The 17,146-nt window shown below is 53.9% G+C and carries 17 protein-coding genes; 14 read left to right on the forward strand and 3 right to left on the reverse strand.

From position 1 onward, the window contains the following. Positions 1–29: 29 nt before the first annotated feature. Entirely contained in the window at positions 30–1,073 is a 1,044-nt protein-coding gene (gene mreB / locus HBM95_20535; GenBank protein ID NIH45297.1) for a rod shape-determining protein MreB, read from the reverse strand. Positions 1,074–1,355: 282 nt separating this feature from the next. Further along, on the reverse strand, positions 1,356–3,296 hold the full coding sequence (csrD, locus tag HBM95_20540) for an RNase E specificity factor CsrD (protein ID NIH45298.1): 1,941 nt from the start codon (positions 3,294–3,296) through the stop codon (positions 1,356–1,358). A gap of 182 nt (positions 3,297–3,478) precedes the next feature. Between csrD and HBM95_20545 the strand changes: the two genes are divergently transcribed. From HBM95_20545 to HBM95_20610, 14 genes are all read left to right on the forward strand, one after another. Continuing rightward, complete coding sequence (locus tag HBM95_20545) at positions 3,479–4,453, forward strand: oxidoreductase (protein ID NIH45299.1); 975 nt, start codon at positions 3,479–3,481, stop codon at positions 4,451–4,453. A gap of 77 nt (positions 4,454–4,530) precedes the next feature. Further along, positions 4,531–5,532, forward strand: coding sequence for a protein-methionine-sulfoxide reductase catalytic subunit MsrP (gene msrP, locus HBM95_20550; protein ID NIH45300.1), 1,002 nt, complete (start codon positions 4,531–4,533; stop codon positions 5,530–5,532). Further along, complete coding sequence (gene msrQ / locus HBM95_20555) at positions 5,533–6,132, forward strand: protein-methionine-sulfoxide reductase heme-binding subunit MsrQ (GenBank protein NIH45301.1); 600 nt, start codon at positions 5,533–5,535, stop codon at positions 6,130–6,132. 234 nt (positions 6,133–6,366) lie between these two features. Further along, positions 6,367–6,819 (forward strand): type II 3-dehydroquinate dehydratase, encoded by a 453-nt coding sequence (gene aroQ / locus HBM95_20560; protein ID NIH45302.1) that lies wholly within the window; start codon positions 6,367–6,369, stop codon positions 6,817–6,819. 21 nt (positions 6,820–6,840) lie between these two features. Continuing rightward, on the forward strand, positions 6,841–7,305 hold the full coding sequence (gene accB / locus HBM95_20565; GenBank protein ID NIH45303.1) for an acetyl-CoA carboxylase biotin carboxyl carrier protein: 465 nt from the start codon (positions 6,841–6,843) through the stop codon (positions 7,303–7,305). 10 nt (positions 7,306–7,315) lie between these two features. Then, entirely contained in the window at positions 7,316–8,665 is a 1,350-nt protein-coding gene (accC, locus tag HBM95_20570; protein ID NIH45304.1) for an acetyl-CoA carboxylase biotin carboxylase subunit, read from the forward strand. A 108-nt stretch (positions 8,666–8,773) separates the two neighbouring features. Continuing rightward, positions 8,774–9,016, forward strand: a complete 243-nt coding sequence (locus tag HBM95_20575; protein ID NIH45305.1) for a YhdT family protein — start codon at positions 8,774–8,776, stop codon at positions 9,014–9,016. Beyond that, positions 9,006–10,457: a sodium/pantothenate symporter gene (panF, locus tag HBM95_20580; GenBank protein ID NIH45306.1), complete on the forward strand. Its 1,452-nt coding sequence runs from the start codon at positions 9,006–9,008 to the stop codon at positions 10,455–10,457. Before HBM95_20575 ends, panF begins: the two co-directional genes overlap by 11 nt. An 11-nt stretch (positions 10,458–10,468) precedes the next feature. Next, positions 10,469–11,350 (forward strand): 50S ribosomal protein L11 methyltransferase, encoded by an 882-nt coding sequence (prmA, locus tag HBM95_20585; protein NIH45307.1) that lies wholly within the window; start codon positions 10,469–10,471, stop codon positions 11,348–11,350. Positions 11,351–11,488: 138 nt separating this feature from the next. After that, a complete protein-coding gene (locus HBM95_20590) occupies positions 11,489–12,229 on the forward strand; it encodes a carbonic anhydrase family protein (GenBank protein NIH45308.1) in 741 nt (246 codons plus the stop codon). Positions 12,230–12,558: 329 nt separating this feature from the next. Then, positions 12,559–13,524, forward strand: coding sequence for a tRNA dihydrouridine synthase DusB (gene dusB / locus HBM95_20595; protein NIH45309.1), 966 nt, complete (start codon positions 12,559–12,561; stop codon positions 13,522–13,524). 23 nt (positions 13,525–13,547) lie between these two features. Then, positions 13,548–13,844 carry a DNA-binding transcriptional regulator Fis gene (fis, locus tag HBM95_20600; protein NIH45310.1) on the forward strand — a complete coding sequence of 99 codons (297 nt, stop codon included), beginning with the start codon at positions 13,548–13,550 and terminating at the stop codon, positions 13,842–13,844. A 179-nt stretch (positions 13,845–14,023) separates the two neighbouring features. Continuing rightward, positions 14,024–14,188 (forward strand): DUF2556 family protein, encoded by a 165-nt coding sequence (locus HBM95_20605; GenBank protein ID NIH45311.1) that lies wholly within the window; start codon positions 14,024–14,026, stop codon positions 14,186–14,188. A 140-nt stretch (positions 14,189–14,328) separates the two neighbouring features. After that, on the forward strand, positions 14,329–16,410 hold the full coding sequence (locus HBM95_20610) for an EAL domain-containing protein (GenBank protein ID NIH45312.1): 2,082 nt from the start codon (positions 14,329–14,331) through the stop codon (positions 16,408–16,410). On the opposite strand, the gene envR is transcribed toward HBM95_20610, so the two are convergent. Further along, positions 16,326–17,042 (reverse strand): acrEF/envCD operon transcriptional regulator, encoded by a 717-nt coding sequence (envR, locus tag HBM95_20615; GenBank protein ID NIH45313.1) that lies wholly within the window; start codon positions 17,040–17,042, stop codon positions 16,326–16,328. The two genes, HBM95_20610 and envR, sit on opposite strands and share 85 nt — an antisense overlap. Positions 17,043–17,146 lie beyond the last annotated feature (104 nt).

Here is a 17,146-nt window from a genome sequence, read left to right on the forward strand (position 1 = left end):
GGTAGCGATTCGCTACCCTTTCACCATGACTACTCTTCGCTGAACAAGTCGCCGCCGTGCATGTCGATCATTTCCAGCGCCTTGCCACCACCACGGGCGACGCAAGTCAGTGGATCTTCTGCAACTACGACAGGAATACCTGTCTCTTCCATCAACAGGCGGTCGAGGTTACGCAGAAGCGCACCACCACCGGTCAGAACCATACCGCGCTCGGAGATATCGGACGCCAGCTCTGGTGGACACTGCTCCAGCGCAACCATTACCGCGCTCACGATGCCCGTCAGTGGTTCCTGCAGTGCTTCCAGAATTTCGTTGGAGTTCAGGGTAAAACCGCGTGGCACACCTTCCGCCAGGTTACGACCACGTACTTCGATCTCACGCACTTCATCGCCCGGATACGCAGAGCCGATTTCGTGTTTGATACGCTCTGCGGTGGCTTCACCGATCAGAGAGCCGTAGTTACGGCGCACATAATTAATGATGGCTTCATCGAAGCGGTCACCACCGATACGTACGGAAGAGGAGTACACCACGCCGTTCAGAGAGATCACGGCCACTTCAGTGGTACCGCCACCGATATCCACCACCATAGAACCGGTAGCTTCGGAAACAGGCAGGCCAGCACCGATGGCCGCAGCCATTGGCTCTTCAATCAGAAACACTTCACGTGCACCTGCCCCCTGGGCAGATTCACGGATTGCGCGACGTTCTACCTGGGTTGCGCCAACCGGCACACACACCAGAACACGCGGGCTTGGGCGCATGAAGCTGTTACTGTGAACCTGCTTGATGAAGTGCTGAAGCATTTTTTCAGTCACGAAGAAATCAGCGATAACGCCGTCTTTCATTGGGCGAATGGCGGCGATGTTGCCAGGGGTACGACCCAGCATCTGCTTCGCGTCATGACCCACTGCGGCCACGCTTTTCGGCGAGCCTGCACGATCCTGACGAATGGCCACAACAGAAGGCTCATTCAATACGATGCCTTGTCCTTTTACATAAATAAGGGTATTCGCGGTACCCAGGTCAATGGACAGGTCATTGGAAAACATGCCACGAAATTTTTTCAACATACTAAGGGATAATCCTGAAAGCTGGGGCGGAAAACAAAATCCGCTTACTTTACCAACCACACGCAGCAGCGACAAGGCGCAAAAATCATCTGCAACGGTGAAAATTTGTGCAGTACGTTTCCTGATGTTACAAATTCATCCCCTGACTCCCTCAGGGCTGAGTAAACAGTCGTGTTCCTCACTGGCATTTGTAACCCGTTAAAGGTCGTTCACTGGCTTTTTGCTCGACATACTCAAAGCTACAGGCGCGATATTCTACGTGAAAACAACGTAAACGGCAGGTCAAACAGAGTATCTTTGCAAATATTTTTTCACGTTGGTGTCAAGCGGCTGAGAGGCGGCAAAAAAATCGCCCTGACCGCCCGTCACCCCGCGCTCTGTTAACATCTGCCATTCGCCTCTGGAGCGCACGCCTGCGGCAAATACCTGTGTTCGTGTTCCCTTGCACGCTTCAACCAAACTCTGAACCAGCAGCTGGTTTTCCGTGCGCTTTTCAATATTTCTTACCAGCCCCGGATGTAGCTTTAATAGCTCCACATCCAGCTCCTTGATCCAGTTGGTACTAACCAGCGTTAAACCAGCCTGCGTTACCGCGACACGCGCACCGAGCGCGTTGATCAAACGGACCACTGGACGCAACCGGCTGATGTGTTGACCTACATCCGCCTCAGCAAGTTCAAAAATAATGTGTTTGCGTTGCGATTTTTCGCATTGCATTAATGTATCACGCAGCCAGCGCTGAAAACGCGGACGTATTAATGACTCAACGGTGACCTGTAACGCCAGATTCTCTTCCGGCCAGAATGATAAAAACGGAATCAAGCGTGTAATTTGCTGGCGGTCATACTCTTCGGAGAGCCCAAATTGCAGCACCATTGGCAGATATTCCGCAGAAATAACCTCTTCCGTCCCGTCGAAAATACGGCACATCAATTCCCGGTGATGGACATAGCCGTTTTTCATGACCGCCGGTTTTTGATATATACGTGGCCCACCACGACTCAGCATTTGCTCAATCAACGTACGCCAGCGCACGTTTCCGCGGCCTTTTTCTGGCAGCGAATCATCATAGACAGCCCATCCGTTCGCCCCCTGTAGCACGGCGTTGCGGGTGGCCGCTTCCGCATGCTCCATCACCTGTTCTGTCGACTGTCCGCCGCGCCAGGCGCAGATCCCCATATGGACCATATCGTCTCTGTCGAGCATTTTGCTCTGCGGCAGCGCGTCGACGGCCTTCAGCAGCTGGCTGGCAATACTTTCTGATTCCTTCAGCGTGCGGTGCGGCAGCAATACGGCAAAATCGCTGCGGTGGTAGCGGGCCAGCAGCGCCCCCGGGTAGCGCAGAATAAAGGTGGAGAGCAGGTTGATCAGCGTAAAGAGATTTTCTTCCGCCGCTCGCCGCCCCCATGTGTCGCGCAGCAGATCGAAATCAGGCAGGCGAATCATCATCACCACCCCATGCGTGCCCACTTTCTCCGGGTCGTCGAGCAGCGTGGCGAGTTGGTTGTCAAAGAAAAGGCGGTTGTTAAGGCCGGTTTTATTATCCTGCGCGGCATAAGAGCGGATCAGCGTATCCATACGGCTGCGCTGATCGCTGGCAAACTGGATTTCTGAGAGCAGCGTATCCAGCGCGCTGCTGGCGCGTGATGGCCATTCATGGACCGAGCCGCGAACCTGCGGGCCGCGTTCACCGTTCAGGATACGTACGGAGCGGATCTCCAGCAGTTCCTGACCAGAGAGCTGGCGGCGCAGCCAGCGGACCGCGAGGAAAATCAGCAAAATAATGAAGGCGACGGCGACAGTGAGCGGCGCGGTGGTCATCATGGAACGGAAATAGCTGGCCATCGGATCGAGGTAGACCATGCGTATGGTCATGCCCGGATTTTTGAGGGAGTGCACCGTCACTTCCCGATACTGGCTCACCACACCCGCAGGTCGATAGCTGTCCTGCCGTTCATGGCTTAAAACCGGATGCTTTCCCTGCTGAATGTCGATCTGGATAATATCAACCGGCACCATCAACTCATCCAGCTCCCGGGAAAGCTCAGGAAGTGGAGTGGTCAACAGACGCGTATCAATGACCGACGCAACGGACTGCACCCGGTTGACCAGTTTGTCCTGAATGGCGTTATAAAAGCTCAGAGAGCAACCAAGAAGCGTGACAAAGATGGTAAGCCCCGTCAGCAGGGTGATAAAAGCCGAGAACTTCGTCGTTAATCGCATCCTTGAGATTACTCCGTGGGTTGATGGGGTAGCGAGTAAGCGCTAACTTGCATTTCAAATGCGGCATACTACCAAACCTGGCGTATCTGGCAATTTATTGCGTTAAATCGGCATTGCTTTACCCTGAGCGAGTATAGTCTTCAGGAACAATTTTCCAATCATCTGAGCCGTGAGGACCCCGTATGCAGGCTTTAATCTTAGAACAGCAGGACGGCAAAACGCTTGCCTCAGTACAGGCCGTAGAAGAGACTCGCCTGCCGGAAGGCGAAGTTACCGTCGACATCGACTGGTCCAGTTTAAATTATAAAGATGCGCTGGCGATCACCGGTAAGGGTAAAATCATCCGAAATTTCCCTATGGTGCCGGGTATTGATTTTGCTGGCCGGGTTCATAGCAGCGAAGATCCCCGTTTCCATGCGGGCCAGCAGGTGCTGCTCACCGGCTGGGGCGTGGGCGAAAATCACTGGGGCGGCCTGGCAACGCAGGCGCGCGTGAAGGGTGACTGGCTGGTGCCCATGCCGAAAGGCATGGATGGCCGCAAAGCGATGATCGTCGGTACCGCAGGCTTTACTGCCATGCTGTGCGTGATGGCGCTGGAAGAGGCGGGTGTTCGCCCCGAGTCAGGTGAAATTGTTGTGACCGGGGCCAGCGGTGGCGTGGGGAGCACGGCGGTCACGCTGCTGCACAAGCTGGGTTATCAGGTTGCGGCGGTGTCCGGCCGTGAAAGCACGCATGATTATCTGCGTCAGCTCGGTGCCAGCCGCATTCTTGGCCGCGATGAGTTTGCCGAGACCCGCCCGCTGGAAAAACAGGTCTGGGCAGGCGCGGTCGATACCGTCGGTGATAAGGTGCTGGCAAAAGTCCTGGCGCAGATGAACTACGGCGGCTGCGTGGCAGCCTGCGGCCTGGCGGGCGGATTTGCCCTGCCAACGACCGTGATGCCATTTATTCTGCGTAATGTCCGCCTGCAGGGCGTGGATTCCGTGATGACGCCTGCGGCTCGCCGTACTGAGGCATGGGAGCGTCTGGTGCGCGATTTGCCGGGATCTTTCTATACGCAGAGCGCCACCGAAATTACGCTCAGCCAGGCACCTGAATATGCCAGTAAGATTATGGATAACCAGTTCCATGGTCGCGCGCTGGTGAAAATCGCCTAATCTTCAAATTTTCGTGACATATTCGCGCGAATCCTTCTCCTCCGTCATGCTTAGGAAAACGCATGATGGAGGATGCCATGAAAAATCGAAAACTGACGGAAGCCGACGTAACGTCTGAGTCTGTCTTTATGCTACAGCGCCGCCAGATCCTGAAAATGCTTGGCATCAGCGCCACCGCCCTGACGCTCTCTCCAGCGGCACACGCCGACCTGCTCGACTGGTTTAAAGGCAACGATCGCCCGAAGGCTCCTTCCGGCGCCCCGCTTCCCTTCACCAAACCCGAGCAATGGCAGAACAAACTCGCTCTTACGCCGGAAGATAAAGTCACCGGCTACAACAACTTCTACGAATTTGGTCTGGATAAAGCCGATCCTGCCGCCAATGCCGGCAGCATGAAAACCGATCCGTGGACGCTGAAAATCGACGGCGAAGTGGCAAAACCCCTGACGCTGGATCACCACGATCTGACCACACGCTTCCCGCTCGAAGAGCGTATCTATCGCATGCGCTGCGTAGAGGCCTGGTCGATGGTGGTGCCCTGGGTAGGCTTCCCCCTGCATAAGCTGCTGGCGATGGTTGAGCCCACCAGCAACGCAAAATACGTCGCCTTCCAGACGCGCTTCGCCCCGGACGAGATGCCGGGCCAGAAAGACCGGTTCATTGGCGGCGGGCTGGAGTATCCGTATGTAGAAGGGTTACGCCTCGACGAAGCCATGCATCCCCTTACCCTCCTGACCGTCGGCGTTTACGGCAAGGCGCTTCCGCCGCAAAACGGCGCTCCCATCCGTTTAACCGTGCCGTGGAAATACGGTTTCAAAGGGATTAAATCGATCGTCAGCATTAAGCTGACCCGCGAACGTCCGCCAACGACATGGAACCTGGCGGCACCGGGTGAATACGGCTTCTTCGCCAACGTGAACCCGCATGTGGATCATCCCCGCTGGTCGCAGGCGACGGAACGCTTTATCGGCTCCGGCGGTGCGCTGGACGTAAAGCGCCAGCCCACGCTGCTGTTTAACGGCTATGCGGATGAAGTGGCCTCGCTGTACCGTGGCCTCGATTTACGGGAGAACTTCTGAGTGCGATTAACGGCAAAACAGATCGCCTGGCTGAAAGTGCTTCTGCACCTGGCCGGGTTACTTCCTTTTATATGGCTGTTCTGGGCCGCCAGCCAGGGCCTCTTTAGCGCCGATCCGGCAAAAGATATCCAGCATTTTACGGGTCGGATGGCTCTGAAATTTTTGCTGGCTACCTTGCTCGTCTCGCCGCTGGCGCGCTACGCTAAACAGCCACTATTGATACGCACCCGTCGGCTTTTAGGGCTATGGTGTTTTGCCTGGGCGACCCTGCACCTCACCAGCTATGCCTTGCTGGAACTGGGAATTAACAATCTGACACTGCTTGGCCGCGAACTGGTGACTCGACCTTATCTGACGCTGGGTATTGTGAGCTGGGTGATTTTACTGGCGTTAGCGCTGACCTCCACGCAATATGCGCAGCGAAAGCTGGGCCGTCGCTGGCAGCTGCTGCACAACTTCGTCTATCTTGTCGCGATCGTCGCCCCCATTCATTATCTGTGGTCGGTGAAGATCCTCTCTCCGCAGCCGATCCTTTACGCGCTGGCGGCCGTAGCGCTTTTAGCATGGCGTTACAAGAAGTTCCGCCAGTGGTTGCGATAGTTCGCGAAACTGTGCGTTTTCCCGCAGATTACCTCTCAACCGCAAATCTTTTTTGGATTGCGGTTGATAATCTTCCCTGATAAGACCAGTATTTAGCTGCCAAATGCTACGAAATCGTTATAATGTGCGACCTTGGTTCGCCTGACAGCGGTTTTGGGCCTCTGAAAAGGTGACATTTGCGCTTCGACGGTATATTTTGTTTTTTACCCGAGAATCGCAGGAGATAGCGGCATAATGACTGATAAGTTCCATATCTTAGTTTTAAACGGACCGAACCTGAACATGCTCGGCACCCGTGAGCCAGAGAAGTACGGCACGCTGACATTGAGCGAAATTGTTAACCGTCTGAGCACGGAAGCAGAGTCACTGAATGTGGATTTGGATCATTTTCAGTCAAACGCGGAGTACGCAATCATCGACCGTATTCATCAGGCTAAAGACAATGTGGACTATATCCTGATCAATCCGGCCGCGTTTACGCACACCAGTGTTGCTATCCGCGACGCACTGCTCGCGGTGAGTATCCCGTTTATCGAGATCCACCTGAGTAACGTGCACGCCCGAGAGCCGTTCCGCCACCATTCGTATCTGTCGGATATCGCTGCTGGCGTTATCTGCGGACTGGGCGCAGACGGCTATTCATACGCTTTACAGACAGCGGTAAAACGCTTGTCACAATCACACTAAACAAGAGTACGGAACCCACTCATGGATATTCGTAAGATTAAAAAACTGATCGAGCTGGTTGAAGAATCAGGCATCTCCGAACTGGAAATTTCTGAAGGCGAAGAGTCTGTACGCATCAGCCGTGCAGCCCCAGCCGCTAGCTTCCCGGTAATGCAGCAAGCTTACGCTGCGCCAGTGCAGCAGCCTGCGCTTTCCGCAGCCGTTGCGCCAGCAGCAGCTGAAGCCGCACCTGCCGCTGCAGCAGAAATCAGTGGTCACATCGTACGTTCCCCAATGGTTGGTACTTTCTACCGCACCCCGAGCCCGGACGCGAAGGCGTTCATCGAAGTGGGTCAGAAAGTCAACGTAGGCGATACCCTGTGCATCGTTGAAGCGATGAAAATGATGAACCAGATCGAAGCAGACAAATCAGGTACTGTGAAAGCGATTCTGGTCGAAAGTGGTCAGCCGGTTGAATTTGACGAGCCGCTGGTCGTCATCGAGTAACGAGGCGTACATGCTGGATAAAATTGTTATCGCCAACCGCGGCGAGATCGCACTGCGTATTCTTCGTGCCTGTAAAGAACTGGGCATCAAGACCGTCGCTGTGCACTCAAGCGCGGATCGCGATTTAAAACACGTATTGCTGGCGGATGAGACGGTCTGTATTGGCCCGGCTCCGTCCGTAAAAAGCTATCTGAACATCCCGGCTATCATCAGCGCCGCTGAAATCACCGGCGCGGTGGCAATTCATCCGGGTTACGGCTTCCTCTCTGAGAACGCCAACTTTGCTGAGCAGGTCGAACGCTCTGGCTTTATCTTCATTGGCCCGAAAGCCGATACCATCCGCCTGATGGGCGACAAGGTGTCTGCAATCACCGCGATGAAAAAAGCCGGTGTTCCAACCGTACCAGGCTCTGACGGCCCTCTGACCGACGACATGGATGCTAACCGTGCTCATGCTAAGCGCATTGGCTACCCGGTTATCATCAAGGCGTCCGGCGGCGGCGGCGGTCGCGGTATGCGCGTTGTGCGCAGCGATGCTGAACTGGCGCAGTCCATCTCCATGACCAAAGCGGAAGCGAAAGCGGCTTTCAGCAATGACATGGTGTATATGGAAAAATACCTGGAAAACCCACGCCACATCGAAATTCAGGTGCTGGCCGACGGTCAGGGTAACGCGATCTATCTGGCAGAACGTGACTGCTCCATGCAGCGTCGTCACCAGAAAGTGGTCGAAGAAGCGCCAGCGCCGGGCATTACCCCGGAACTGCGTCGCTACATCGGCGAGCGTTGCGCCAAAGCGTGCGTCGATATCGGCTATCGCGGGGCGGGTACCTTTGAGTTCCTGTTCGAAAACGGCGAGTTCTACTTCATTGAAATGAACACCCGTATTCAGGTTGAGCACCCGGTTACCGAAATGATCACCGGCGTTGACCTGATCAAAGAGCAGCTGCGTATCGCTGCAGGCCAGCCGCTGTCCATCAAGCAGGAAGAAGTTGTGGTCAAAGGCCATGCGGTAGAGTGCCGTATCAACGCCGAAGACCCGAACACCTTCCTGCCAAGCCCGGGTAAAATCACGCGTTTCCACGCGCCGGGTGGCTTTGGCGTGCGCTGGGAATCTCATATCTACGCCGGTTACACCGTACCGCCGTACTATGACTCAATGATTGGCAAGCTTATCTGCTACGGTGAAAACCGTGACGTGGCGATTGCCCGCATGAAGAACGCCCTGCAGGAATTGATCATCGACGGTATCAAAACCAACGTTGATCTGCAGATGCGTATCATGAGCGACGAGCACTTCCAGAATGGTGGGACGAACATCCACTACCTGGAGAAAAAACTCGGCCTGAACGAGAAGTAAGAGAGCTGTGTTGCTAAAAGGCCGGATTATCCGGCCTTTTTTATTTCTGGGGATCGCAAAGCCCCATCATGTACAATCCCCGCTTTCTGCATCCACAAGGGACTAAAAATGGACAAACGTTTTGTTCAGGCCCATAAAGAAGCGCGCTGGGCGCTGTGGCTGACCCTTCTCTATCTTGCCGCATGGTTAGTAACCGCTTACATACCTGATTCAGCTATCGGCATTACCGGCCTCCCACATTGGTTTGAAATGGCCTGCCTGCTGGTGCCGCTGGTGTTTATCCTGCTGTGCTGGGCGATGGTGAAATTCATCTATCGCGATATTCCGCTGGAGGACGATGATGCAGCTTGAAGTCATTCTGCCGCTTGTCGCATACCTGCTGGTCGTGTTTGGTTTATCCATCTATGCCATGCGTAAAAGAGCGACCGGCGCTTTCCTGAATGAGTATTTCCTCGGCAGCCGTTCGATGGGCGGCGTTGTACTGGCGATGACGCTGACTGCGACCTATATTAGCGCCAGCTCGTTTATTGGCGGCCCCGGTGCGGCCTACAAGTACGGGTTAGGCTGGGTATTGCTGGCTATGATCCAGCTGCCTGCCGTCTGGCTTTCGCTGGGCATACTGGGCAAAAAATTTGCTATTCTGGCGCGCCGTTATAATGCCGTGACGCTCAACGATATGCTGTATGCCCGCTATCAGAGCCGCTTGCTGGTGTGGCTGGCGAGCTTGAGCCTGCTGGTGGCCTTTATCGGTGCGATGACCGTACAGTTTATCGGCGGAGCACGCCTGCTGGAAACGGCGGCCGGAATCCCTTACGAGACGGGCCTAATTATCTTCGGGGTAAGCATCGCGCTGTATACTGCGTTTGGTGGATTCCGCGCCAGCGTGCTGAACGATACGCTGCAGGGAATGGTTATGCTCATCGGCACGATCGTTCTGCTGGTGGGCATTGTCCATGCCGCGGGTGGACTCACTCACGCGGTGGAAACCCTGGAAGCGATTGACCCGAAACTGGTCTCGCCGCAGGGCGCAGATGATATCCTCTCTCCGACCTTTATGACCTCTTTCTGGGTGTTAGTCTGCTTCGGAGTGATTGGTCTGCCGCATACCGCCGTGCGCTGTATCTCCTATAAAGACAGTAAAGCCGTTCACAAGGGCATCATTATCGGGACAATTGTGGTCGCGATCCTGATGTTTGGTATGCATCTGGCGGGGGCATTAGGGCGCGCGGTGATCCCCGATCTTACCGTGCCGGATCTGGTGATCCCGACCCTGATGGTTAAAGTGCTGCCCCCCTTTGCCGCCGGGATCTTCCTCGCCGCACCAATGGCCGCCATTATGTCGACCATCAACGCCCAGTTACTGCAAAGTTCCGCTACGATCATTAAAGATCTCTATCTGAACCTGCGCCCTGAGCAGGTTGAAAATGAACGTCGCCTGAAGCGGATGTCTGCCGTCATTACGCTGGTGTTAGGAGCTTTACTGATGTTAGCCGCATGGCGTCCGCCGGAGATGATCATCTGGCTGAACCTGCTTGCGTTTGGCGGTCTGGAAGCCGTTTTCCTGTGGCCGCTGGTATTGGGTCTTTACTGGGAACGCGCGAACGCTGCAGGCGCGCTGAGCGCAATGATTGTTGGTGGTGTGCTTTATGCCATCCTTGCGACATTTAAGATTCAGTACCTGGGCTTCCATCCGATTGTGCCTTCGTTACTGCTAAGTTTACTGGCGTTCGTGGTGGGGAACCGTTTCGGTCAGCCCGTCCCACAACCCGCTATGATTTCTCCTGATAAATAAAGAGTTTTGCCATGCCGTGGATCCAACTAAAACTGAACACAACCGGCGCGAACGCCGAAGAGCTGAGCGATGCGCTGATGGAGGCAGGCTCCGTCTCCATTACCTTCCAGGACACGCATGACACGCCGGTCTTTGAACCGCTGCCAGGCGAAACGCGCCTGTGGGGCGATACCGACGTGATTGGCCTGTTCGATGCCGAAACCGACATGAAAGAGGTGGTGGCAATTCTGGAAAACCATCCCCTTCTGGGTGCGGGTTTTGTGCATAAAATCGAACAGCTGGAAGACAAAGACTGGGAACGGGAGTGGATGGACAACTTCCACCCGATGCAGTTCGGCAAACGTCTGTGGATCTGCCCAAGCTGGCGCGAGGTTCCCGATGAAAATGCCGTCAATGTGATGCTTGACCCAGGCCTGGCGTTTGGCACCGGTACCCACCCAACCACGTCCCTGTGCCTGCAGTGGCTGGATGGTCTGGATCTGGAAGGTAAGACGGTGATCGACTTCGGCTGCGGTTCCGGGATCCTCGCGATTGCCGCCCTGAAACTGGGCGCGGCGAAAGCCATCGGGATCGATATCGATCCGCAGGCCATTCAGGCCAGCCGCGATAATGCCGAGCGTAACGGCGTCTCCGATCGCCTGGAGCTGTATCTGCCTGATGCGCAGCCAGAAGCCATGAAAGCCGATGTGGTGGTCGCTAACATTCTCGCGGGCCCGCTGCGTGAACTGGCGCCATTAATCAGCGTGCTGCCCGTTGAGGGCGGTATGCTGGGGCTTTCTGGGATCCTGGCAAGCCAGGCGGACAGCGTTTGCGAAGCCTACGCCGATCTTTTCGCTCTCGACCCTGTTGTGGAGAAGGAAGAGTGGTGCCGTATTACCGGTCGTAAAAAATAAGTATTTAGCGTGGTCCTCTGACCACGCCTTTTCCCCTCTAATATTCCTCCCACCCCCTGTCTGCCTCCGGTAAAATAACCATACAAATCATATTGATATGTTTTGATTTGGATAATAAAAATTCACAGGAAGAATATTATGAAACACGTTTATAGCAAGGCAGCGCTGTTAGCGCTGAGCATGATCTCGGCTTCAGCATGCGCATCACACTGGAGCTACAAAGGTGAAAGTTCACCGGAGCACTGGGGCGAACTGGATGAAGCGTACAAAACCTGTAACAGCGGAATGAACCAGTCTCCCATAAATATTGATTCGACCGCTAACGCCCATCTCACTCCGCTGCAAACGTACTACATTGACGGCCCTGTAACGCTAACAAACAATGGCCATACCATTCAGGCAAGCGAGCAAGCCGACACCCGCGACAGCATCACTCTGGATAAACAATCCTGGACGCTACAACAGTTCCACTTCCACGCGCCGAGCGAAAACACCGTGCATGGCAAGCATTACGCGATGGAAATGCATCTGGTGCATAAAAATGAGAAGGGAGAACTGGCAGTGGTTGCGGTCATGTTCGACAAAGGGGCCGAGAATCCGGAGCTTGATAAACTGTGGAACGTGATGCCTCAGCAGGCTGAGCTGAACGTCTCCATCAAACAGGAGCTCAACATGAATAAGCTGCTGCCGGAAGATAAAACGTACTGGCGTTTTAGCGGTTCGCTCACCACGCCACCCTGTTCAGAAGGCGTCACCTGGATCGTGCTTAAACATCCTCTGACGGTCTCCGCTGAACAGCTTGAGAAATTCACCCACACAATGCATCACGATAATAACCGTCCGGTACAGTCCCTGCATGGTCGTCTTGTGGTCGAATAACCTGCATTTTTGCCCTGAGATCATGTTCTAAAATGCGACGTAGATCGCAAACAAGCGGGATAGTCTGCTGCTAAAAACAGCAGATTATCCCGCTCATATGTCGCATTTCTTCAGAATTGATGAGAAGTTACGGGAAATTGTAAGCGCCCATAAAACAACCATTCACGCATAACCTAATGATTTAAATAATGAATAATTTTCAACGTAAAGATTGAGCGGCGATTCCTTGATCTATAACAGTGGATTGTTCAAAGTTTGGCCTTTCATCTCGTGCAAAAAATGCGTAATATACGCCGCCTTGCAGTCACAGTATGGTCATTTCTTAACTCATGCGCATCGGACACCACCAGCTTAGAAATCGCCTGATCGCAGCCCCTATGGCAGGTATTACCGACCGGCCGTTCAGGACGCTGTGCTATGAGATGGGAGCCGGTTTAACCGTATCCGAGATGATGTCGTCCAACCCGCAGGTTTGGGAAAGCGATAAATCCCGCCTTCGGATGGTGCACATTGATGAACCAGGGATTCGCACCGTGCAAATTGCCGGAAGCGTGCCTGAAGAGATGGCAGATGCCGCGCGTATTAACGTGGAAAGTGGTGCCCAGATTATTGATATCAATATGGGTTGCCCGGCCAAAAAGGTGAATCGCAAGCTTGCAGGTTCAGCCCTTCTGCAATACCCCGACCAGGTGAAAGCTATCCTGACGGCGGTTGTCAGCGCAGTGGACGTTCCTGTTACGTTGAAGATTCGCACGGGTTGGTCGCCGGAACACCGTAACTGTGTAGAGATTGCCCAACTGGCCGAAGATTGTGGTATTCAGGCCCTGACCATCCATGGACGCACTCGCGCCTGTTTGTTCAATGGTGAAGCTGAATACGACAGCATTCGGGCAGTTAAGCAGAAGGTTTCCATTCCGATTATCGCGAATGGCGACATAACTGACCCGCTTAAAGCCAGGGCTGTACTCGACTATACGGGAGCTGATGCTCTGATGATAGGACGTGCAGCTCAGGGAAGACCCTGGATCTTCCGGGAAATCCAGCATTATCTGGACACTGGGGAGCTGCTTGCCCCGCTGCCTCTGGCAGAGGTAAAGCGCTTGCTTTGTTCGCATGTTCGGGAACTGCATGACCACTACGGTCAGGCAAAAGGGTACCGAATTGCGCGTAAACACGTCTCCTGGTATCTCCAGGAGCACGCTCCAGATGACCAGTTTCGGCGCACATTCAACGCCATTGAGGATGCCAGCGAACAGCTGGAGGCGTTGGAGGCATACTTCGAAAATCTTGCGTAATGAAATAAAGAGCTGACAGAACTATGTTCGAACAACGCGTAAATTCTGACGTACTGACCGTTTCTACCGTTAACTCTCAGGATCAGGTAACTCAAAAGCCCCTGCGTGACTCGGTTAAACAGGCACTGAAGAACTATTTTGCTCAACTGAATGGTCAGGATGTTAATGACCTGTATGAGCTGGTACTGGCTGAAGTTGAACAGCCACTGTTGGACATGGTGATGCAATACACCCGCGGTAACCAGACCCGCGCTGCGCTGATGATGGGTATCAACCGTGGTACTCTGCGTAAGAAACTGAAAAAATACGGCATGAACTGATACTAATCAGTTAAATGCTTGTTTAAAAAGGCGCTACCTGGCATGGGGATGCGCCTTTTTTATTGCTTTGTTCTGTCACCGTCAACGCTTTGTAAACCTTCGCTTATCCCGCTTTTAAACCGTTTCTTTTCGTGTATATTTCCACCACTTCAGTGGCTCTCTTCACGCGGAATGACACAATGATTCGTAAATACTGGTGGCTGGTTGTCTTTGCAATCTCGGTTTTCCTTTTCGATGCCCTCCTGATGCAGTGGATTGAACTGATGAGCACCGAAACCGATAAGTGCCGCAATATGAACTCCGTGAACCCGCTGAAATTAGTGAACTGTTCAGAACTCGATTAACGACCTGACGCCGCTTCCTCTCCCCCGTATTACCCACTAAAAACGGGGATTTAAATTCCTTTGAGCCGTTACCTGACGGTGATAATGTCTCGCCCTTCTCAACCTCTCCCGCGTAACGTCACACTCGAGTAGAACCGACCATGCTGGTTAGCCAATACAACCCTATCCTTGTAGTCCTCTCCTTCGTTGTTGCCATCCTTGCGGCTTACACCGCGCTGAATATGGCTGCACGTGTCGCCGGGAGTCAGGGCGTCGCAGCGCGCATCTGGCTGGTGGGAGGCAGCGTTGCAATGGGCATTGGCGTATGGGCCATGCACTTTATCGGCATGCTGGCGATGGACCTCTCCATGAGCATGAGTTACAACGCGAGCCTGACGATGTTATCCATGGTCATTGCCGTAGGGTCGTCACTGTTTGCACTATGGCTCGTCAGCTGTGAACAGCTGCGCTTGCGCCGCCTGCTCCCCGGCGCTCTGGTGATGGGAATCGGGATTGTTGCCATGCATTACACCGGTATGGCGGCACTGGAGGTGATGCCAGGGATCATCTGGGACACGTTGTGGGTAGCCATTTCGGTCGTGATTGCTCTTGCCGCTTCGCTTGCAGCATTGTGGCTGACCTTCCGCCTGCGCCACGAAGCAGCGCAGGTGGTGCTGATGCGCCTGGGAGCCGCCATCACGATGGGAATTGCCATCGCCGGTATGCACTACGCCGGGATGAAAGCCGCGCAGTTTCCAATGTCCACAATGGTTCACCATGAGGGTATTAACGGCAGCTGGCTGGCCGTGCTGGTCAGCGTCGTCGCGCTCTCTATTCTTGGGATAACCCTGCTGGTGTCGATGCTGGATGCTCGCCTGCAGGCACGTACCGCCCTTCTGGCCTCGTCGCTGGCAGAAGCGAACCGGGAACTTGCGCAACTGGCGTTGCACGATACGCTGACGCGTCTGCCCAACCGTATCCTGCTGGAGGACCGGCTCGATCAGGCCATCAGCAAAGCAGACCGTGAAGGTACCCATTTCGCCCTGATGTTCATGGATCTCGACGGTTTTAAAACCATCAATGACGCCTACGGCCATGATGTCGGTGACAGGCTGCTGGTCGCCGTTACGCAGCGTCTGCTGCATCTCCTGAAGGGCCAGTTTACCCTTGCACGTATTGGCGGTGATGAGTTTGTTCTGCTTGCTGAGGGAGAAGGTCCGGACGATGCAGCCTCGCTGGCAAATTCGCTGGTGCGGGCGATCGATAGCCCGTTCACTCTCGACCCCTACGAACTGGTGGTAACGCTTAGCATTGGTATCGCCCTGTACCCTCACGACGGCAAAACCGAACGTGAGCTGATGTTTAACGCCGACGCGGCGATGTACCACACCAAGCATATGGGCCGAAACGGGTATCACTTTTTCCAGCCCTCTATGAACACGCTGGCGCAGACCCATCTTCAGTTAATGAACGATCTGTGGATGGCTATCGATCGCAATGAACTGCGCCTGCTTTATCAGCCAAAATTTCACGCGCCCGCTGGCCCCCTCCTCGGGTTTGAGGCGCTGCTGCGCTGGCAGCATCCGAAGCAGGGTTTACTGACGCCGGATCTTTTCCTGCCGCTGGCGGAAAAAACCGGGCTTATCATTCCTATTGGTAACTGGGCGATCAATGAAGCCTGTCGCCAATTGCGAGAATGGCATCTTCAGGGGCATCGGAACTGGTCAATGGCGGTAAACCTGTCGACGTTGCAGTTTGAACAGCCCTCGCTGGTTAAAACAGTGCTCGACTGCCTGGAGCGTCATCACCTCCCGCCGGAAATGTTGATCCTGGAAGTCACGGAAACCACGGCAATGAGCAACCCCGATGAGAGCGTGCGGGTGCTGACAGAGCTGACGGATGCAGGTGTGAAAGCTTCGATTGATGATTTTGGGACCGGATATTCGAGCCTGCTGTACCTCAAGCGTTTACCGGCCTGTGAACTGAAGATAGACAGAGCGTTTGTGAAAGAGTTAAGCGGGGAAAGCGAGGATGCCACCATTGTCTCTGCGATTGTAGCCCTCGCGAAAACGCTCAACCTGAAAGTCGTGGCTGAAGGTGTGGAAACCGAAGCGCAGCAGGCCTTTTTGACGGAACTGGGCTGTCATACCTTACAGGGTTATCTGTTAGGTAAACCCACCAGCGCGCAGACCATCGAGGCGCTTTGCGCACGGGGTGAAATGTTGCCTGGCGCTGAGCTGTAGTCATCACGAGGCGACACTCGCAAGACAGGGAGTGTCGCCAGAATACTGTCGACCAGGGCTGGCGCCTGCTGATAAAGATTAAAACTGTCGGTATTCATTAACCAGTTTTTAATGATGCCGCTAAAGAAACCGTGGAATACGATCATGGTCAGTTCAACGTTCACCTGCGACGAAACAATGTTCTGAGAAATACAATTCTCCAGAGTGACGCGCAAAAAATCATAATTGAACCAAATGCGTTTCCGAATTTCATTTTCTGAAATCATATCGCTAGTAAATTCACACTTATGATACAAGATTTGTAACAGCGCACATTGACGAGGTTCGTGCGCGATATATTGCAGCGCAGTAATAAATTGCTCACGAAGCATTAACAACGGATCATCACTCTCGGAGAAAGAGAGCCTGTCGCGAATGATGTCACGCAGCGGTAATTGCTGTTCCCAAATGGCATTAAATATTTCTGCTTTACTGTTAAAGTGCCAGTAGACAGCACCGCGAGTAACCTTTGCGGCATCTGCGATATCGGTCAGCGTCGTGCTGGCTACGCCCCGCGTCGCAAACTGCCCGATAGCCGCTTCAATCAACTGCTGTCGGGTTTGTTGAGCCTCTTCTTTCTTTTTACGCGCCATTGGCAGCTACTCTTAACTCACTGGGTATATATGTAACATCAGGTTCGGATGGCTGGAAGTATTCACTAAAAGCCGTTTTATTTTTGCACAAAAAAAGTCAATTT

It is taken from the genome of Enterobacter asburiae, assembly GCA_011754535.1.
Lineage (GTDB): Bacteria > Pseudomonadota > Gammaproteobacteria > Enterobacterales > Enterobacteriaceae > Enterobacter > Enterobacter cloacae_N.

Excerpts from the sequence above, each read along its gene's own strand:
- mreB (NIH45297.1), bottom strand. The coding sequence starts at position 1,073 with ATGTTGAAAAAATTTCGTGGCATGTTTTCCAATGACCTGTCCATTGAC.
- csrD (NIH45298.1), bottom strand. The coding sequence starts at position 3,296 with ATGCGATTAACGACGAAGTTCTCGGCTTTTATCACCCTGCTGACGGGG.
- HBM95_20545 (NIH45299.1), top strand. The coding sequence starts at position 3,479 with ATGCAGGCTTTAATCTTAGAACAGCAGGACGGCAAAACGCTTGCCTCA.
- msrP (NIH45300.1), top strand. The coding sequence starts at position 4,531 with ATGAAAAATCGAAAACTGACGGAAGCCGACGTAACGTCTGAGTCTGTC.
- aroQ (NIH45302.1), top strand. The coding sequence starts at position 6,367 with ATGACTGATAAGTTCCATATCTTAGTTTTAAACGGACCGAACCTGAAC.
- accB (NIH45303.1), top strand. The coding sequence starts at position 6,841 with ATGGATATTCGTAAGATTAAAAAACTGATCGAGCTGGTTGAAGAATCA.
- accC (NIH45304.1), top strand. The coding sequence starts at position 7,316 with ATGCTGGATAAAATTGTTATCGCCAACCGCGGCGAGATCGCACTGCGT.
- HBM95_20575 (NIH45305.1), top strand. The coding sequence starts at position 8,774 with ATGGACAAACGTTTTGTTCAGGCCCATAAAGAAGCGCGCTGGGCGCTG.
- panF (NIH45306.1), top strand. The coding sequence starts at position 9,006 with ATGCAGCTTGAAGTCATTCTGCCGCTTGTCGCATACCTGCTGGTCGTG.
- prmA (NIH45307.1), top strand. The coding sequence starts at position 10,469 with ATGCCGTGGATCCAACTAAAACTGAACACAACCGGCGCGAACGCCGAA.
- HBM95_20590 (NIH45308.1), top strand. The coding sequence starts at position 11,489 with ATGAAACACGTTTATAGCAAGGCAGCGCTGTTAGCGCTGAGCATGATC.
- dusB (NIH45309.1), top strand. The coding sequence starts at position 12,559 with ATGCGCATCGGACACCACCAGCTTAGAAATCGCCTGATCGCAGCCCCT.
- fis (NIH45310.1), top strand. The coding sequence starts at position 13,548 with ATGTTCGAACAACGCGTAAATTCTGACGTACTGACCGTTTCTACCGTT.
- HBM95_20605 (NIH45311.1), top strand. The coding sequence starts at position 14,024 with ATGATTCGTAAATACTGGTGGCTGGTTGTCTTTGCAATCTCGGTTTTC.
- HBM95_20610 (NIH45312.1), top strand. The coding sequence starts at position 14,329 with ATGCTGGTTAGCCAATACAACCCTATCCTTGTAGTCCTCTCCTTCGTT.
- envR (NIH45313.1), bottom strand. The coding sequence starts at position 17,042 with ATGGCGCGTAAAAAGAAAGAAGAGGCTCAACAAACCCGACAGCAGTTG.